Raw genomic sequence first — 15,178 nt, 5'->3', positions numbered from 1 at the left:
CTGCGCACGCCGTTCTTTGTTCGCCCCAAGCTATGGTCTTGAAAACATGACCAAAAGAAATAGATCCCACAGGTGAACAAAGCTGTGGCTTCCGTGCACCAGTCGGGTCTTATCGGTGGATTGAGGGTGTCGCCGCCTTTCGCTCGCGGGGCTTCCGACTATAGTGCGAAACGGCGACAATTAACGTTGGTTTAACGATTTGGCGGTCAGGGGCTGCGCCTCACGGAACTGTGAGATGCGCGTTCGATCGGGACCACTAAGCTGATCGTACCAGCGACAAAGCAAGCAGCGTGAGGTCCGTCTTGGCAATCAATAGAACTCTGTTCCTGTCCGGCGCGCTCTGTGCCGTTCTGGCCATGACCTCCGCAGCCTCGGCAGAATCGCTGCTGGATGCCATGTCGGCGGCTTACTCGAACAACCCGTCGCTGAACGCGGCGCGGGCTGGCGTGCGGGCGACGGATGAACGTGTGCCGCAGGCGCTGGCGGGGTATAGGCCGTCGATCAGTGCATTCATTCAAGGTACCGCTCAGTGGACTGACGGTAGTCGTGAGCCGACTCTCAAGTTAGCAAAGCCCAACCCAACGGATACGAACGCGTATCAGTTCTCTTATGGGCTTCAGATTGTCCAGCCGGTCTACACTGGTGGGCGAGTCGCTAATGGCGTCAAAGCCGCAGAGGCTGCAGTTCGTGCCGCAAGAGAGATGCTGCGCAACACCGAGCAGGTTACGTTGCAGAATGCTGTGACCGTATATATGGATGTGATTGAAGCGCAACAGATATTGAGTTTGCGTCAATCAAATGTCGAGTTCTTGCGAGAACAGGTGCGTGCAGCCAGAGATAGATTTCAGGTGGGCGAAGGCACTAGGACGGACGTTTCTCAGGCCGAGGCTGCTTTAGCTGCTGCTACGTCAGCGGTCAGTGTATCGCAGGCAAATTTGCTCAGTGCGAGTGCTTCGTTTTTGGAAGTTATTGGTCATAAGCCAACAGCGTTGAGAGAGCCGGGAACCGTTCGCGCCTTGCTCCCAAAATCAGTTGACACAGCTGTCTCCGTATCGGTGAAGGAGCACCCAGCTATTCTCTCGTCGATTAATAACATCGATGTTGCTGCAGCAAATGTAGCGATTGCCGAGGGCGCATTATTGCCCACCTTTAATATTACTGCGTCCGTAGAAAAGAGTTACGATGATTTAAGTGGCAGTGGAGCTTCATTTGACAGGTCGGAGTCCTTGTCAGGTTCCATAATGGGTAAACTGACAATCCCGATCTATCAGGGGGGCAGCGAGTACTCATCGGTTCGTGAGGCTAAGGAAACTCTCGGTCAAGCTAGGATTCAAGCTGACGCCGTGCGTGACCAAGTCAATACTGCGCTTGTCTCCGCGTGGGGGGTGCTTGAGTCTTCGTCTGCTCAAATTGGGGCTGCACGAGCTCAGGTGGACGCTAGCCAACTCGCACTCGAAGGCGTCATTGAAGAGCAGAAGGTCGGTCAGCGCACCACACTTGATGTTCTGAACTCCCAAAGCGACCTGATTGCCGCAAAGATCCAACTTGTCAGCGCTCAACGGAACTCTGTGGTTGCCAGCTATGCAGTGCTCTCCGCCATGGGCCGCCTTGACCACGATCGCCTCGGCCTCAAGGTCGCGGCCTACAAGCCCGAGCAGCACTACACCCAAGTCCGTGACAAGTGGTTCGGCCTGCGCACGCCTGATGGGCGCTGATGGTTCGCCCGCTCATGGTTACAAGCGTGAAAAATGAATGGCAGCCGGGGTTAATCCCCGGCTTTTCCTTTTCTGGACATACCGCTTTTCAAGAAAACACCTTATACTTTCAAGGATTATCGAATCAGGACAGCCTTTTCCCGGTTGTTCTGCTGGGCCTCCTGTGAGGCATCAGACGTGTTTCAGGCGTACCGCGCGGAGTGATATCGATGGCCAAGGCAGCCCAGTCCGCTGAACCTTCAATGGAAGACATCCTGGCTTCCATTCGTCGGATCATTTCGGACGAGTCGGACGCGCCGGCCAAGTCGGCACCAAAAGCTGCGCCTGAGCCCGATTTTGCCAATGAACACATGTCCGAAGACGATCTTGATCGTCTCTTCGCCCAGTCGGATGAAACGGAAGCTCAGGCCGAGGATGATGCTGAGGTCCTCGACCTTGGCGCGATGGCAGCCTCTGAGCCTGAGGAGGTGCTCGACCTCGTGGAGGGGCTGCGCCCCGACGAGGCAGAGTTGGCTTTCGTTGAGCCCGAAGCCCCTGAGCCGGAACCCGAACCGGAGCCCGAACCGGTTCGCGTCGCGCCCAAGCCGGCTCCGCGTGTCGAAGCGCGCCGACCGGACCCGGTGGAAGAAGAGCCTCTTGTGTCCGAGACGACCGGGGCATCGGTTCACTCGGCCTTCGGTCAGCTCACGCACACCATCCTCGCCGCCAATGCCAAGACGCTGGATGATCTCGTCAAGGAAATGCTGCGCCCCATGCTGAAGGGGTGGCTGGACGAGAACCTGCCCGCGATCGTCGAACGGCTGGTGCGGGCGGAGATCGAACGCGTATCGCGTGGGCGATAAGTCGCGGCCCTCGTGAAGGCGGACTGCTGCACAGCGAGCCTGAAGCTCAGTCCGATCGCGCCATGTTGCTTCCGACCAGATAGCGAATGTTTTCATCGGCGGCGATTTCGGCCAGCAGCCAGTCTCTGAACGCTCGTATCTTCGGCTGATGCTTTCGCCCTTCTGGATAGACAAGCCAGTAGCCGGTGCGGTCGTCGCTGCACACCAGTGAGAACGGCTGAACGAGCTGCCCCGTTGCCACTTCCGGCCGATAGAAGGCTGGCGTGAGGATGGCAACGCCATGCCCGGCAATGGCCGAACTGGCCTCGAAGGTCTGGGAGCCAAGGCGTGTGCGCGGGCGCCCCTTGAGATCGGCATCCGGCACTCCAGCGGCGCTGAACCAGGCGGGCCACCAGGGATCACCCGGGTCGATGAGGCGAAGGCGCAAGAGATCGCGCGGCTCGGTGAGCGGCCCTTCGCTTGCCAAGAGGGCAGGGCTCAACATCGGAGTATAGTCGATCCGCATCACATGGTGGCTGGCGAGCCCTTGCCCGCCGGATGTTCCATAGCGGATGGCGAGATCCACGGGTTCGCGGCTGAAGTCGGACAGGTCAAGGCTGGTCTGCAGGCGGACGGCGATGTTTGGCGCGGCGAGCTGGAACTTGCCGATGCGCTGGGCCAGCCAATGTGCGGCAAAGGTCGGCGTTGTCGAGATGGTCAGCGTTTCATCCTGCACCATCTTCAGTCCCGCAAGCGCGTCGTCGATCAGTGCGAAGGCCTCCGCCACCTTGGGCGCCAACCGTGCGCCGGCCTCTGTGAACTCGATCTGTCGTGGTCGACGCAGGAAAAGCGGCGTCTCCAGCGTGTCCTCCAGCAGCTTCACCTGATAGCTGACCGCCGTCTGCGTCATGCCGAGTTCCGCACCGGCCTTGGTAAAGCTCATCAGGCGCGCCACGGCTTCGAAGACGCGCAGCGTATTGAGAGGGATCTGGCGCGACAGCTTCATGGATAAGCTCTCTTTATGGGTAGAGAGGGAGCTTCCGTTGGTATCTAACGGAATTACCTGACAAACTGTGATCATAGACATCAAACAGTCAAGGGTAATCCCATGAGCGATGCTGGTCTCACACAGGCCGGGCAGGGCCATCTGTTCGCAAAATTCCTGCGGTTCGTCAGGGCGCGCGTGCGCTTCGGACTGCGCATTCGCGCCGCAATCAACACGGCTGATCTGAGCGCTGCGGAGCTGCGCGACATCGGCCTCACGGAAGGGCGCCTGACGGAAGGGCAGATGCGTGAGGCGTCAGACGAGAGCCTGAGTCGCCTGTTGCAGCAGGCAAGTCACCGCTGGTAGGCGGCCAGTCGCTGTCCCGGCGTCCGATTGTCCTCCACCTCGGCTGCCAACATTGTTGATTTTCCGCCGTCCAGGGGCTAACCGTCGCAGACCCAAAATCGTGACGGAAAAAGACGGCGATCATGCTGGAAAAGACATTCGAAGCGCAGGACGTGGAGCCCCGTATTGCCAAGGCCTGGGAAGATGCCAAGGCCTTTGCCGCCGGTGCCGGCAAGAAGGAAGGGGGCGATCCCTTCACCATCGTCATCCCGCCGCCGAATGTAACCGGCTCGCTGCACATGGGCCACGCGCTGAACAACACGCTGCAGGACATCCTTGTCCGCATCATGCGCATGCGCGGTCGCGACGTTCTCTGGCAGCCGGGCCTCGATCACGCCGGCATCGCCACGCAGATGGTGGTGGAGCGCCAGCTGCGCGATCGCCAGCAGCCCGGTCGCCGTGACATGGGCCGCGAGGCCTTCGTCAAGCGGGTCTGGGAGTGGAAGGCGGAGTCCGGCGGCACCATCGTCAATCAGTTGAAGCGCCTCGGCGCTTCCTGCGACTGGTCGCGCGAACGCTTCACCATGGACGAGGGCCTGTCCAAGTCCGTGCTGAAGGTCTTCGTCCAGCTCTATCGCGAAGGTCTGATCTACAAGGACAAGCGCCTTGTGAACTGGGACCCGGTGATGCTCACGGCCATCTCCGATCTCGAGGTGATCCAGACCGAGGTGAAGGGCCACCTGTGGTATCTGCGCTATCCGCTCGGCGAGGGCTATGACAGCGAAGATCCCGCCACCTATATCGTCGTCGCCACCACGCGCCCCGAGACGATGCTCGGCGACGTCGCCGTGGCGGTAAACCCGGAAGATGATCGCTACAAGCATCTCATCGGCAAGCTGGTGAAGCTGCCGCTGGTCGGCCGTCTGATCCCCATCGTTGCGGATGACTATTCCGACCCCGAGAAGGGTACCGGCGCGGTGAAGATCACTCCGGCGCATGATTTCAACGACTTCGAGGTCGGCAAGCGCCATGATCTCAAGGCCATCAATGTGCTCGACATAGAAGCCAAGCTGGCGCTGAAGGACAACGCCGACTTCTTTGAAGGCGTCAATCCGTCCAGCGAGCTGGACGAAACCGTCGAGAAGCTGCACGGCCTCGACCGCTTCATCGCCCGCAAGATGATCGTCGCTGCCTTCGAGGAAAAGGGCCTGCTCGAAAAGATCGAGCCCAACGTCCACATGGTCCCCCATGGCGACCGTGGCGGCGTGCCGATCGAGCCCTTCCTCACCGACCAGTGGTATGTCAACGCCAAGGTGCTGGCCGAACCGGTCATCGCCTCGGTGAAGGAAGGCCGCACCAGCTTCGTGCCGAAGAACTGGGAAAAGACCTATTTCGACTGGCTCGAGAACATCCAGCCCTGGTGCATCTCGCGCCAACTGTGGTGGGGCCACCAGATCCCGGCCTGGTATGGTCCGGATGGCAAGACCTTCGTTGCCGAAAGCGAAGCGGCCGCACAGGCGGAGGCTGATGCTCACTATGGCCAGCCCACGCCGCTCAAGCGCGACGAGGACGTGCTCGACACCTGGTTCTCCTCTGCGCTCTGGCCCTTCTCCACGCTCGGCTGGCCCGACCAGACGCCGGAGCTCGCCCGCTACTATCCCACCAACGTGCTGGTGACCGGCTTCGACATCATCTTCTTCTGGGTCGCCCGCATGATGATGATGGGCAAGCACTTCATGGGCGTCGAGCCCTTCAAGGACGTCTATATCCACGCCCTCGTCCGCGACGAGAAGGGCGCCAAGATGTCGAAGTCCAAGGGCAACGTCATCGATCCGCTGAACCTGATCGACGAGTTCGGCGCTGACGCCCTGCGCTTCACGCTGGCCGCCATGGCCGCGCAGGGGCGCGACATCAAGCTCGCCACCAGCCGTGTCGGCGGCTACCGCAACTTCGGCACCAAGCTCTGGAACGCCGTGCGTTTCAGCCAGATGAACGGCTGCGAACGTGTCGCCGGCTTCAATCCGGATACGGTCGTCGAGACCCTCAATCGCTGGATCGTCACCGAGGCTCGCAAGGCAGCCGCCGAGGTCACCGAGGCGGTCGACGCCTATCGCTTCAACGACGCGGCAGCTGCCATCTACCGCTTCGTCTGGAACAACTTCTGCGACTGGTATCTCGAGTTCACCAAGCCGGTGCTCACGGGTGAAGACGGCTCCGCCAAGGCAGAGACGCGCGCCACCTGCGCCTATGTGATCGACGAGATCCTGAAGGTGCTGCATCCCTTCATGCCCTTCATCACCGAAGAGCTCTGGGCGGAGACCGGCAAGTCCGGTCCGGCGCGCGACGGCCTTCTGGTCCTGACCGCATGGCCGGAAGGCTCCACCGCCTCCACCGACGCGGCCGACGAGATCAACTGGCTGATTTCGGTCATCACCGAGATCCGTTCGGTTCGTGCCGAGATGAATGTTGCTCCGGCAACGCTGCTGCCGCTGGTGCTGGTGGGGGCGTCGGACAAGGTCAAGGCCTGGTTCGACACCCACAAGGCGGCAATCCAGCGTCAGGCTCGCGTGTCCGACGTTTCCGTCGCCGATGCGGCGCCCGGCCAGTCGGCCCAGATCGTTACCGCCGACGGCACCATCGCGCTGCCGCTCAGCGGCGTCGTTGATCTCGACGGCGAACGCGGTCGCCTCGGCAAGGAGGAGACCAAGCTTGCCGGTGAAATCGAGCGCATCGACAAGAAGCTCGGCAACGCTGCCTTCGTCGCCAAGGCCCCTGAAGAAGTGGTCGAGGAAGAGAAGGCAAAACGCGAGGGCTACGCCGAGCGATTGTCGAAGGTCCGCGAGGCGCTGGAGCGCTTGAAGTAGGAATGCGAGGGGGGCCAGAAGCCCCCCTTTTTTCATGGAGAGAGCCGTTCATGCGCATCGCTGTTATCGCTGATATCCATGGCAACGCCGACGCGCTCGAAGCGGTACTCCACGAGCTGTCAGGCATGACCTGCGACCGGATTGTGTGTCTCGGTGATCACCTGAGCGGACCGCTGGAAGCGCGTCGCACGGCGGATATGCTGATGGCGCGAAGCGACATCGTCTGCATTTCCGGCAATCATGATCGCTATCTTGTCACTGTCCCGCGCCATTCCCTCGGCGAATGGGAGCTGGATGTTCTAGGCCCATCGGATCGCGTGGCCTTTGCCCAGCTTGAAGAGCGTCATCTTCAGTGGCTGGAAGCGCTGCCCGCCACCCTGGTTCTGGACGACATCTTCTGCTGCCACGGCACGCCGACCTCCGACGAGACCTATTGGCTGGAGACAGTCGAGGCCGGGCGCATGCGTCTTGCCGACAAGGCGCAGGTTGAGGCCCACGCCTCGGCGATCCCGGCAGGTGTCTTTGCTAGCCTTGCACTCTGTGCCCACACCCACGTGCCGCGCGTGGTCCGAACGTCGCACGGGCTGACGATCGTCAATCCCGGTTCGGTCGGTTGCCCGGGCTATACCGATGACCATCCGGTTCACGTCATGCAGGTCGGCAGTCCTGACGCCCGCTTTGCGATCGCTGAAAGAGGGAGCGCCTCCTGGCGCGTCAGCCATCATGCCATTCCCTATGACAGCAGGCGTGTGGCGGAAATGGCGGCAGATGCGGGGCGCCGCGAATGGAGTCAGGCTCTTGGAGGCGGCTGGATCGCCTGAGACCGACCTGGCGACCGTGAAGTCGCTCTTTCTGCAGCAAATATTTGCATTTCGTTCAAACTTGAGCGGTTAAATTGCTTATCCGCAAAACTCTCAAGTGCATCATTGCAAAATTATTGCTTCGGGGCTCCCAACCTTCATGAAGACCGCGTGTCAGATCAAGCCGGACTTGAGGCCGTCAACGGCACAGGAAGCCTATGACTTTGCTGAGGCTGCCCGGTTGGCTGGCCGCTACGACGACGCGCGCGCGCTGGGTGAGGTGACTGTATCGATGGCCCTTGAGGCTGCAGATCAGATGCAGCGCAGCAAGGCACTGATCCTGCTGTCCAAGGTCCACATGGTCCAGGGCGATCCGAAAGCGGCCTTCACCGTGATTGGCGAGGCAACCGCTGCCGCACGGCAGATTGGCGACGATCATCTGATTGCCACGACGCTTTACCTCGGTGTCGCGGTAAAGAGACTGCTGGGACTGCTGGAAGACGCCTTCACGGACATCGAACAGGCGCTGGAGATTGCGACCCGTCTGGACGACGGAGAACTTCTCTACTGGTGCCACAATCGCGCCGCTACGCTTCAGAATGAGCTTGGGCATCATCAGGCAAGCGATGAAATGATGCGCAAGGCTCTCGCTTATGCCGAGCAGCTCGGCGATGAGGAGAAGTTCTGCATTCTCAACAATCTGACCGACAATCTGTGTGTCTGGGAGGATAATCTTGCCGAGACCGGCCAGCACCTGCCGAAGGAGGATCTGGAAAGGGCTCTGACATACGGCGAGCGGGCACTGTTCTTCGCACGAAAGGCCAGCAATCCCTACCGCGAGGCGTTGATCCTTTGCAATCTTGGCTTCGTCTTTGGTCTGCTGGAGCGATTTGACGAAGCATTCCAGGCTCTTGCCAGCACGGAGCAGATTGCGGCCGCGCGCGAGTATCGCTCCCTGGGGCTGTCGGCCATCCACTATCGCGGCAAGATCTTGTTGATTCAGAAGCAGCCCGAACAAGCCATCTCGGTCCTTGAAGCGGCGCTGGTGCTTTCAACCGACATTGCGGAAGACACATCGAGCCGCGACATTTGCCGTTGCCTGGCGACGGCTTGCGAGCAGATCGGCGATACCGGAGCAGCTCTGCGCCACTATCGCGACTATCATCAGTTCGATCGCAAGATCTCCAGCGCTCAGGCCGCGCTCAAGGCCTCCATCATGGTCGATCGCGTCGCGCTGATGAATGCCCGTCTCGAGGCTGAGAAGGCAGCTGCTCGCCATCGTGAGCTGTCCGATCACAGCGAAAAGCTGGAGCGATCTATCAAGTCGCTCGCCGCCCTTGCCAGAAGCGCCGACGAGATGGCCCTCAAGGATGCCTTGACGGGTTTGTTCAATCGCCACTTCCTCGATAGGGAGTTCAAAAAGCGACTGGCCGCAAGCCGCGCCGACAGCAAGGCCTTTTCAATCGTCCTCGTGGACGTCGATCATTTCAAGACGGTGAACGACCGCTTCGGGCACTCCACAGGGGACAGGGTGCTGAAGGAAATCGCCGAGATCCTGCGCGGTGATCTTCGCGGCGATGATGTTGCCATTCGCTACGGCGGCGAGGAGTTCATGATCCTGCTGGATGACGCCGGCCTCGGCCGGGCTCATGGGATTTGTGAGCGCTTGCGTCAGCACATTGCGAACCATGTGTGGGACAACCTGGCGCCCGGGCTTCAGGTCACTGCAAGCTTCGGGCTGGCGGAAGTCACGCCGAGCGATGACAGCGACAGCTTGATTAGGCGCGCCGATGCAAGCCTTTACCGGGCGAAGAATGCTGGTAGAAACCGCATCGCGGTCTGACAGCCCGGACACTCAAAGCGCAACGCTTGCCCCGATTTTCTCGATGATCCAGCCCCAGGCTTCCAGCTCCTGCGGCCCCGCACATTTGTCGATGGCGATCTTCAGATAGGCGATCTCGTCCTTGATCTTGTCGGGCGGCAACCGATCAAGCCGCGTCGACAGGATTGCCGCCTCCAGCACGGCGGCCTGGGCCCGGTTGAAGCCGGTGACGGCGCGATGGGCCACTTCATGCACGACGCGGCAGCGGAAGCGGGGCCGGACATCGTCTTGCTCGACGCCGACCACTTCCATCTCCATATGACCGGAAGTATCGGCAAGTCGGACGCCATCGACCGTCTCGGCCGGCACCAAAGGCCACTCCGACCGCCCGGTCAGGAAGCCGGCGAGTACTCGTACGTCGCTGGGATGTGAGGCAACCAGAAACGGATGGCGCGCCAGATTGTCGATCGCCGGCGACGGGCGAAACGGGAGGAAGATCCACTCGTCCCCATCCCGGTGCAGGCCGTAAGGCCGCACATGAAATGACCCATCGGCGTTGCGTGTCGCAATGATGGTTTCCAGAATGAAGGGCATCAGCTCTTGCGCTCCTTGCCTTTCAGCGTATGTCCCGCCTCCTGCAGACGTGAGAGGTCCTCCTGCCGCCGGTCGGCAGAAATCCCCCAGTCCAGCGGCGCGTCTTGCGCATAACGCTTGCCGAGTGCCAGGGCGATCTCCGCCTTGGTCAACTCCGCGCCGAGATAGAAGGCGTGCCCCCCATCGGATTCCACGCCCAGATGCGGGAAGAAGTCGAAGGCGTCCCTGTAGACCTGATGCAGGTCGCGATTGTAGACGTGGATGCCGTCTGCGGCGACTTCAATGCGGAAGTTGGCGTCACGCACTTCGCCTGCCATCTCGGCAATGCCCTCCGGCGTGTTTGCAAATGGCTTGCGATCATGCAACCCCAGCAGTGCCTGCGAGTAGCCCTTCGGCAGTCCGCCGTCTGTCTTGGCCGCATGCATGATGCGCCGCGCCGCGTCATGCTCCTGCACGGTGCGCCGAGTATGGGGACTCACCTGCACGATCAGCACGTTGCGGATCGACAGTTCCGAACAGATTCCGGTGAGCACGGCTGTGATGCCGGTCGTGTCGGCTTCGGTGAGTTCGGTGAGATTGCCCGTCCCCATCAGCATCTCGGCCTGCGGCATCTCCTTGCGAAACTGGTGATATCGCGCAATGGACTCGGTGAAGCCGAAATGAATGGGATCGAGGATGGGATCGGCCATGTAGGGCAGGCCAAGCTTCTCCATCCGCTCGCAGGCACGGATCAGCGACGGCAGGTCGCCGGGCAATGCCGGCACAAGCACCGGTGTCGCCGGCAACTCCATACCGCGTTCTAGCGTGGTTTCGTTGAGCGACAGGATGAAGTCCGCGCCAGCTCTCACGCCAGTCTCGATCTCGCCGATGTCGGCGCTATCGACGGATACCAGATAGCCCTGCCGCTTCAGCTCCTGCACCAGTTCGCCAAGATGCGGAAACGGCGTATCGGGCAGACCGCCGATGTCGATCACGTCAGCGCCCGCTGCCTTGTGCGCTGCGGCGCGCTTCAGCACCGCCTCGATGGCACTTTCTGGCGCATCCACAATCTCGGCAAAGATGCGCAGATCGTGCCGATCGAGCCGCCCGGAACGGCTCTTGCCGCCAAAATACTGCGGAATGTCCACCGCTTCGTCCGGTCCCCGCTCCACGGGGACCCCGAAATGCTGCGCCAGGAGATCGAGATCGGCCCGGCAACGCCCGGGCACGACTACCTTGGTCGTTCCTTCCGGCAAGCTCACGCGCCGGCGAATGATCTCCCCGGTCATCAGCGCCGCCACCTTCACGCCGACGTCGATCACCGACCAGGTGAATGGCGGTGACTTCAGGGACTGCATGGCCGCTTCGACCCGTCGCAAGGCGAGGTGGCCGGTCAGCAGGACGATGTGATCTTGGCGGTCGGACATGGATCAGTGTGGCAATGACGATTGGGGGACAACGGTTCCTATCGTCTTATCCGGTCGCGCCAGCAATTCCGAGAGCCTTCCGTGATTGGCAGGACCGATGAGCCGTACAGGGCAGTCGAGTGCCCCGGCAAAATCAGGAAAGGCATCGTCGGTGAGCCCTGCGCTCGTCAGATGCGTGGCGCTCGCAAGATCGGGCCCATCCACGGATTTGATCAGCAGCAGAGCGCTCGCCCGCAGGCTCCGCGCGAGGAAGGCGGCGAGACTGTCCGAGGTGATAGTCCAGTTTTCCGGCAAACCCGCCACGCCGGCTTCCAGAACTGCCGGCGACCACACCGGGATTCGCCCCGCGTGGTGTGCCGCTTCGATCTCATACTTCAGGCGCGTGACCACAAGCTGAGGGTAGAGTTCCGCCAGTACGTCAGCGTAATCGCTCATGGCCTGCATGGCCAAGCGGTGAGCCAATTTGTCGCTGAAGCCAAGGCCAGCCTGCACGCTCCGGACCGCGTCTGCAAAGGCTCCTCCGCCGGGCACGATGACGCTGCGACAGGCTGCACGGCCGATGTCGCCGATGATTCCGTGAAGCGCAACGCGGTCGGTGGCCAGGCTGCCACCGATCTTCACGATGACCAGATTTCCAGTGCGCGAGAAGGGTACGGGTGCCACTTCCTGCCTTACTCCGCCGCTGTCGACCGGATCCCGTGCACGGCCATCGCGGCCATGAGTGCGCGAATCTTCGATGGATCCAGCGCCTGGCTCCGATCTCCATCGATGCAGACACCACCGCGAAAGCCAAGCAGATCCGGCTTCAACGGCAACAGCGTTCCCACGTCGACGATCTTCAGAGAACCAGCCAGCCCTACCATCACCTTGGCGCGTCGCGCCGCAGCGACGAAATGGGCGATGTCCGCCATTTCCATCACCGACAGGAGGCCCGCCGACTTGTCGACCGTATCCAGCATCACGCCGGAGAATCCCGCCATGGCTGCAACGGGAACCAGGTCGAGGGCAGGTTCCTTATCCGCGGCAAACAAGGCCACGAGTTTCGTTCTACCGGCGAGCGATCGGCCGATGAGGCTCAGCATAGCCGCACCTTCGTCTCCGCCGGGGATCGCCACCTTGACATAGTCGGCACCGGCACTCGCCAGGTCGATCAGCTGATTGAGAGACGGGTGATCTCCCGCGGCAGCCGATGTTTCCACCTTGCCACCGACGGCGTCCACGATCGCCTTGACTGTGGTCGGCGGCAGCGCCCCGAGTGCGCCTTTTGCGGGATCCTTGGCATCGATCAGCTGCGCACCGGCCGACAAGGCCGCGGCGGCTTCCGCAGCATTCGTCACCGAAACAAGGATTCGGGTCATGCGCGTCTCCTCCCGCACTCTTCGTCCGCCAGGTTCACCCCGGCTTTCGCAGTTCTTTGCCTCAAAGGCGCACGATCGGTTCGTCGGCGAATCGCGCCGCGAGATCGGCCACCCGATGGCCTCCAACCAACAGGTCGGGTGCGATCTCCGCAAGCGGAATCAGAACGAAACCCCGTTCAGCGATGAAGGGATGCGGCAGCTTCAGATCTTCGCTGTCGATGACCGCGTCGCCATAGGTGAGCACGTCAATGTCGATGATGCGTGGCCCCCAGCGCTCCATGCGGATGCGTCCGAGCTCCCGCTCGACCTTCAGGCAGAGCTCGAGCAGCGCATGGGCTGCAAGGTCGGTCTCGACGATCACGGCGGCATTGACGAAGGCCGGCTGGTCGGTCTTGCCCCACGGCGGGGTCTGGTAGTCCGACGAGCGACGCTTGATCCGCGCGCCCCCTTGTTCCAGCTTGGCAAGCGCCGTCGTCAGCGTCGACCGCACGTCCCCCTGGTTGCCGCCGAGGCTGAGCGCGGCTTCGATCACGAGCGCCTCCTGGTGATTTCCAGGCTGACGGTATCGATCACATGTGTCACCGGCGCCGCCGGCTTCTCGATCTTGACGGTGATGGCGTCAACCAGCGGGAAGCCCTCCAGCAGTTCCCGAGCAATCGTCTCCGCCAGCCCCTCGATCAGCCGGAACCGCTGCATTGTGGCCACACGAACCACCACATCGGTCATTTCGCCGTAGTGAACGGTCTTGCTGAGATCGTCGTTCTGTCCTGCCGCCTTGAGGTCGAGTTCGGCAGTGAAGGAGATGTAGAAGCGCTGACCGAGCTTGCTCTCCTCCTGAAACACCCCATGATAGGCAAAGACGGCGATACGCTGCACGGAAATCTTGTCGGTCATGTCACATTTGGCCCTTGATGGCATCGGCGACAGCGGCCGCTTCCCGATGCGCCCTCACGTCATGCACGCGAATGATGTCGGCACCAAGAAGGATGGCGGCCGCGTTCGATGCGATCGTGCCGTTGATCCGGTCCTTGGGCGCCAGCTTGTTGTCGTTGAGAATGCCGATCAGGCTCTTGCGTGAAGTGCCCATCAGCACCGGATAGCCGAGTGCCTTGATCTGCGGCAGCTTGGAGATGGCCTGCAGATGCTGCGGAAAGGTCTTGCCGAAGCCGACACCGGGGTCGAGAATGATCTGGTCGTCGGCAATGCCGGCCTTGTGGGCGATCTCGATCGAGCGGGCAAAGAACGCCTTCATGTCGGCTATGATGTCGATGTCACCGTCGATCACCTGACGATTGTGCATGATGATCACCGGCGCTCCATGCGCCGCTGCCACCTTTGCAATGTCAGGCTCGCGCTGCAGGCCCCAGACGTCATTGACGATCTTCGCGCCTGCCTTGAGAGCGGCCTCTGCAGTACGCGCCTTGTAAGTATCGATGGAGATCGGCACCGAGCTGCGCGTGGCCAGACGCTCGATCACCGGCACCACACGTGCGATCTCTTCCTCGACCGGCACTTCCGTCGCGCCGGGACGGGTGGATTCACCGCCGATGTCGATGATGTCAGCGCCTTCCGCTTCCAGCTCCGCCGCATGCGCCAGCGCCGTCTCGACGGCGGCAAAATGCCCGCCATCGGAAAAGCTGTCCGGCGTCACGTTCAGGATACCCATCACCAGGGTGCGCTTGCCGAGTTCGGGGAGACAGGAAATGGCCATAGGGGGTCCACATGTTTCGACTGCGTCGGCAGCTCCAGGGAGGTCCGACGACAACTCCGCAGCAAGCCCTTGGGACAGCCACGTTTTCCAAGCTTAACAGACAGAAGCACAGGCGAAAATCAACCCGTCTTCGTCATCCGCTCGGATATGTCGCGGTCACCAGGCCTTTCGCTTGCCGCCAGCCCTGCGGCCACGCCTGCCTGGTCGGCGGCGCTGCGGTTCTGGCTGAGCTTGCATTTGCCGTCCAGGCGGGAAATCTCGATGCGCAGCCCGATGATCCCCTTCATCTGCGCGGCGATATACTCCGCTGGAGCATCGTCAAGCGTCCACGGGCTGGGGCTGCCGGCCTCGTGCCGCGCAGTCAGCCTGTCCAGCAGCGGCCTGAGGCGCGCCGTGTCGGTGAAGAACTCGACCGTGCCATAGGCATGCACAACCACATAGTTCCAGGTTGGCACCACCTTGCCGCTCTCCGCCTTGGATGGATAGAAGGACGGCGATACATAGGCGTCGGCCCCGCTGAAGATCACCAGGGCCTGGCCGATCGGCGCCAGCGTCCCCTGGATGTTGGCCTTGGCCAGATGACCATAGAGCGTGCCGAGCGGCCCTTCGTCCGGAACCAGATGAAGCGGCAGCGGCGAGGCGATCAGCCCGTCGGCCGTCATCGTCACCAGGCTCGCAAGCCGTACCTCGTGCATCAGCGCGTGCAAGACGGCCGGATCATCTTCCCGGAAGGCGGGCGGAACATACACCGCGTTCT

The 15,178-nt window shown here is 61.6% G+C and carries 15 protein-coding genes; 6 read left to right on the top strand and 9 right to left on the bottom strand.

Annotated elements, in window-relative coordinates:
* Positions 1 to 302: 302 nt before the first annotated feature.
* Together L2I41_RS16285 and L2I41_RS16280 are read left to right on the top strand one after the other, a co-directional pair.
* A complete protein-coding gene (locus tag L2I41_RS16285) occupies positions 303 to 1,715 on the top strand; it encodes a TolC family outer membrane protein (RefSeq protein ID WP_237154638.1) in 1,413 nt (470 codons plus the stop codon).
* 209 nt (positions 1,716 to 1,924) lie between these two features.
* Positions 1,925 to 2,557 (top strand): PopZ family protein, encoded by a 633-nt coding sequence (locus L2I41_RS16280; RefSeq protein ID WP_237154637.1) that lies wholly within the window; start codon positions 1,925 to 1,927, stop codon positions 2,555 to 2,557.
* Positions 2,558 to 2,603: 46 nt separating this feature from the next.
* Here L2I41_RS16280 and L2I41_RS16275 read toward each other — a convergent pair whose 3' ends face one another.
* Positions 2,604 to 3,542, bottom strand: a complete 939-nt coding sequence (locus L2I41_RS16275) for a LysR substrate-binding domain-containing protein (RefSeq protein ID WP_237154636.1) — start codon at positions 3,540 to 3,542, stop codon at positions 2,604 to 2,606.
* 102 nt (positions 3,543 to 3,644) lie between these two features.
* Here L2I41_RS16275 and L2I41_RS16270 point away from each other — a divergent pair, with 102 nt between their 5' ends.
* The 4 genes from L2I41_RS16270 to L2I41_RS16255 all read left to right on the top strand — a co-directional run bounded on the left by L2I41_RS16270 (position 3,645) and on the right by L2I41_RS16255 (position 9,373).
* A complete protein-coding gene (locus tag L2I41_RS16270) occupies positions 3,645 to 3,887 on the top strand; it encodes a hypothetical protein (protein ID WP_237154635.1) in 243 nt (80 codons plus the stop codon).
* A 122-nt stretch (positions 3,888 to 4,009) separates the two neighbouring features.
* Complete coding sequence (locus tag L2I41_RS16265) at positions 4,010 to 6,730, top strand: valine--tRNA ligase (protein ID WP_237154634.1); 2,721 nt, start codon at positions 4,010 to 4,012, stop codon at positions 6,728 to 6,730.
* A 50-nt stretch (positions 6,731 to 6,780) separates the two neighbouring features.
* A complete protein-coding gene (locus tag L2I41_RS16260; RefSeq protein WP_237154633.1) occupies positions 6,781 to 7,551 on the top strand; it encodes a metallophosphoesterase family protein in 771 nt (256 codons plus the stop codon).
* Positions 7,552 to 7,690: 139 nt separating this feature from the next.
* The gene (locus L2I41_RS16255; RefSeq protein WP_237154632.1) at positions 7,691 to 9,373 is read left to right on the top strand and encodes a tetratricopeptide repeat-containing diguanylate cyclase; all 1,683 of its coding nucleotides are present in this window, start codon (positions 7,691 to 7,693) and stop codon (positions 9,371 to 9,373) included.
* A gap of 12 nt (positions 9,374 to 9,385) precedes the next feature.
* On the opposite strand, the gene L2I41_RS16250 is transcribed toward L2I41_RS16255, so the two are convergent.
* The 8 genes from L2I41_RS16250 to L2I41_RS16215 form a co-directional block, all read right to left on the bottom strand.
* Positions 9,386 to 9,946 (bottom strand): DUF447 domain-containing protein, encoded by a 561-nt coding sequence (locus L2I41_RS16250; protein WP_237154631.1) that lies wholly within the window; start codon positions 9,944 to 9,946, stop codon positions 9,386 to 9,388.
* Positions 9,946 to 11,352, bottom strand: coding sequence for a DUF6513 domain-containing protein (locus tag L2I41_RS16245; protein ID WP_237154630.1), 1,407 nt, complete (start codon positions 11,350 to 11,352; stop codon positions 9,946 to 9,948). The genes L2I41_RS16250 and L2I41_RS16245 overlap by 1 nt, the downstream gene beginning before the upstream one ends.
* A 3-nt stretch (positions 11,353 to 11,355) precedes the next feature.
* Positions 11,356 to 12,015, bottom strand: coding sequence for an amino acid kinase family protein (locus L2I41_RS16240; RefSeq protein WP_237154629.1), 660 nt, complete (start codon positions 12,013 to 12,015; stop codon positions 11,356 to 11,358).
* 8 nt (positions 12,016 to 12,023) lie between these two features.
* On the bottom strand, positions 12,024 to 12,710 hold the full coding sequence (locus L2I41_RS16235) for a (5-formylfuran-3-yl)methyl phosphate synthase (protein ID WP_237154628.1): 687 nt from the start codon (positions 12,708 to 12,710) through the stop codon (positions 12,024 to 12,026).
* A gap of 61 nt (positions 12,711 to 12,771) precedes the next feature.
* A complete protein-coding gene (folK, locus tag L2I41_RS16230; RefSeq protein ID WP_390634340.1) occupies positions 12,772 to 13,242 on the bottom strand; it encodes a 2-amino-4-hydroxy-6-hydroxymethyldihydropteridine diphosphokinase in 471 nt (156 codons plus the stop codon).
* On the bottom strand, positions 13,239 to 13,604 hold the full coding sequence (gene folB, locus L2I41_RS16225) for a dihydroneopterin aldolase (protein ID WP_237154627.1): 366 nt from the start codon (positions 13,602 to 13,604) through the stop codon (positions 13,239 to 13,241). The genes folK and folB overlap by 4 nt, the downstream gene beginning before the upstream one ends.
* Position 13,605: 1 nt before the next feature.
* On the bottom strand, positions 13,606 to 14,421 hold the full coding sequence (gene folP / locus L2I41_RS16220) for a dihydropteroate synthase (RefSeq protein ID WP_237154626.1): 816 nt from the start codon (positions 14,419 to 14,421) through the stop codon (positions 13,606 to 13,608).
* Between the two features lie 119 nt (positions 14,422 to 14,540).
* The gene (locus L2I41_RS16215) at positions 14,541 to 15,170 is read right to left on the bottom strand and encodes an FMN-binding negative transcriptional regulator (protein WP_237154625.1); all 630 of its coding nucleotides are present in this window, start codon (positions 15,168 to 15,170) and stop codon (positions 14,541 to 14,543) included.
* Positions 15,171 to 15,178 lie beyond the last annotated feature (8 nt).

Origin of the sequence: Oryzibacter oryziterrae (genome assembly GCF_021864535.1) — a bacterium.
Lineage (GTDB): Bacteria > Pseudomonadota > Alphaproteobacteria > Rhizobiales > Pleomorphomonadaceae > Pleomorphomonas > Pleomorphomonas oryziterrae.
Note: the sequence above shows the minus strand (reverse complement) of the source record. Positions and strands in the feature narration are given on the sequence as shown.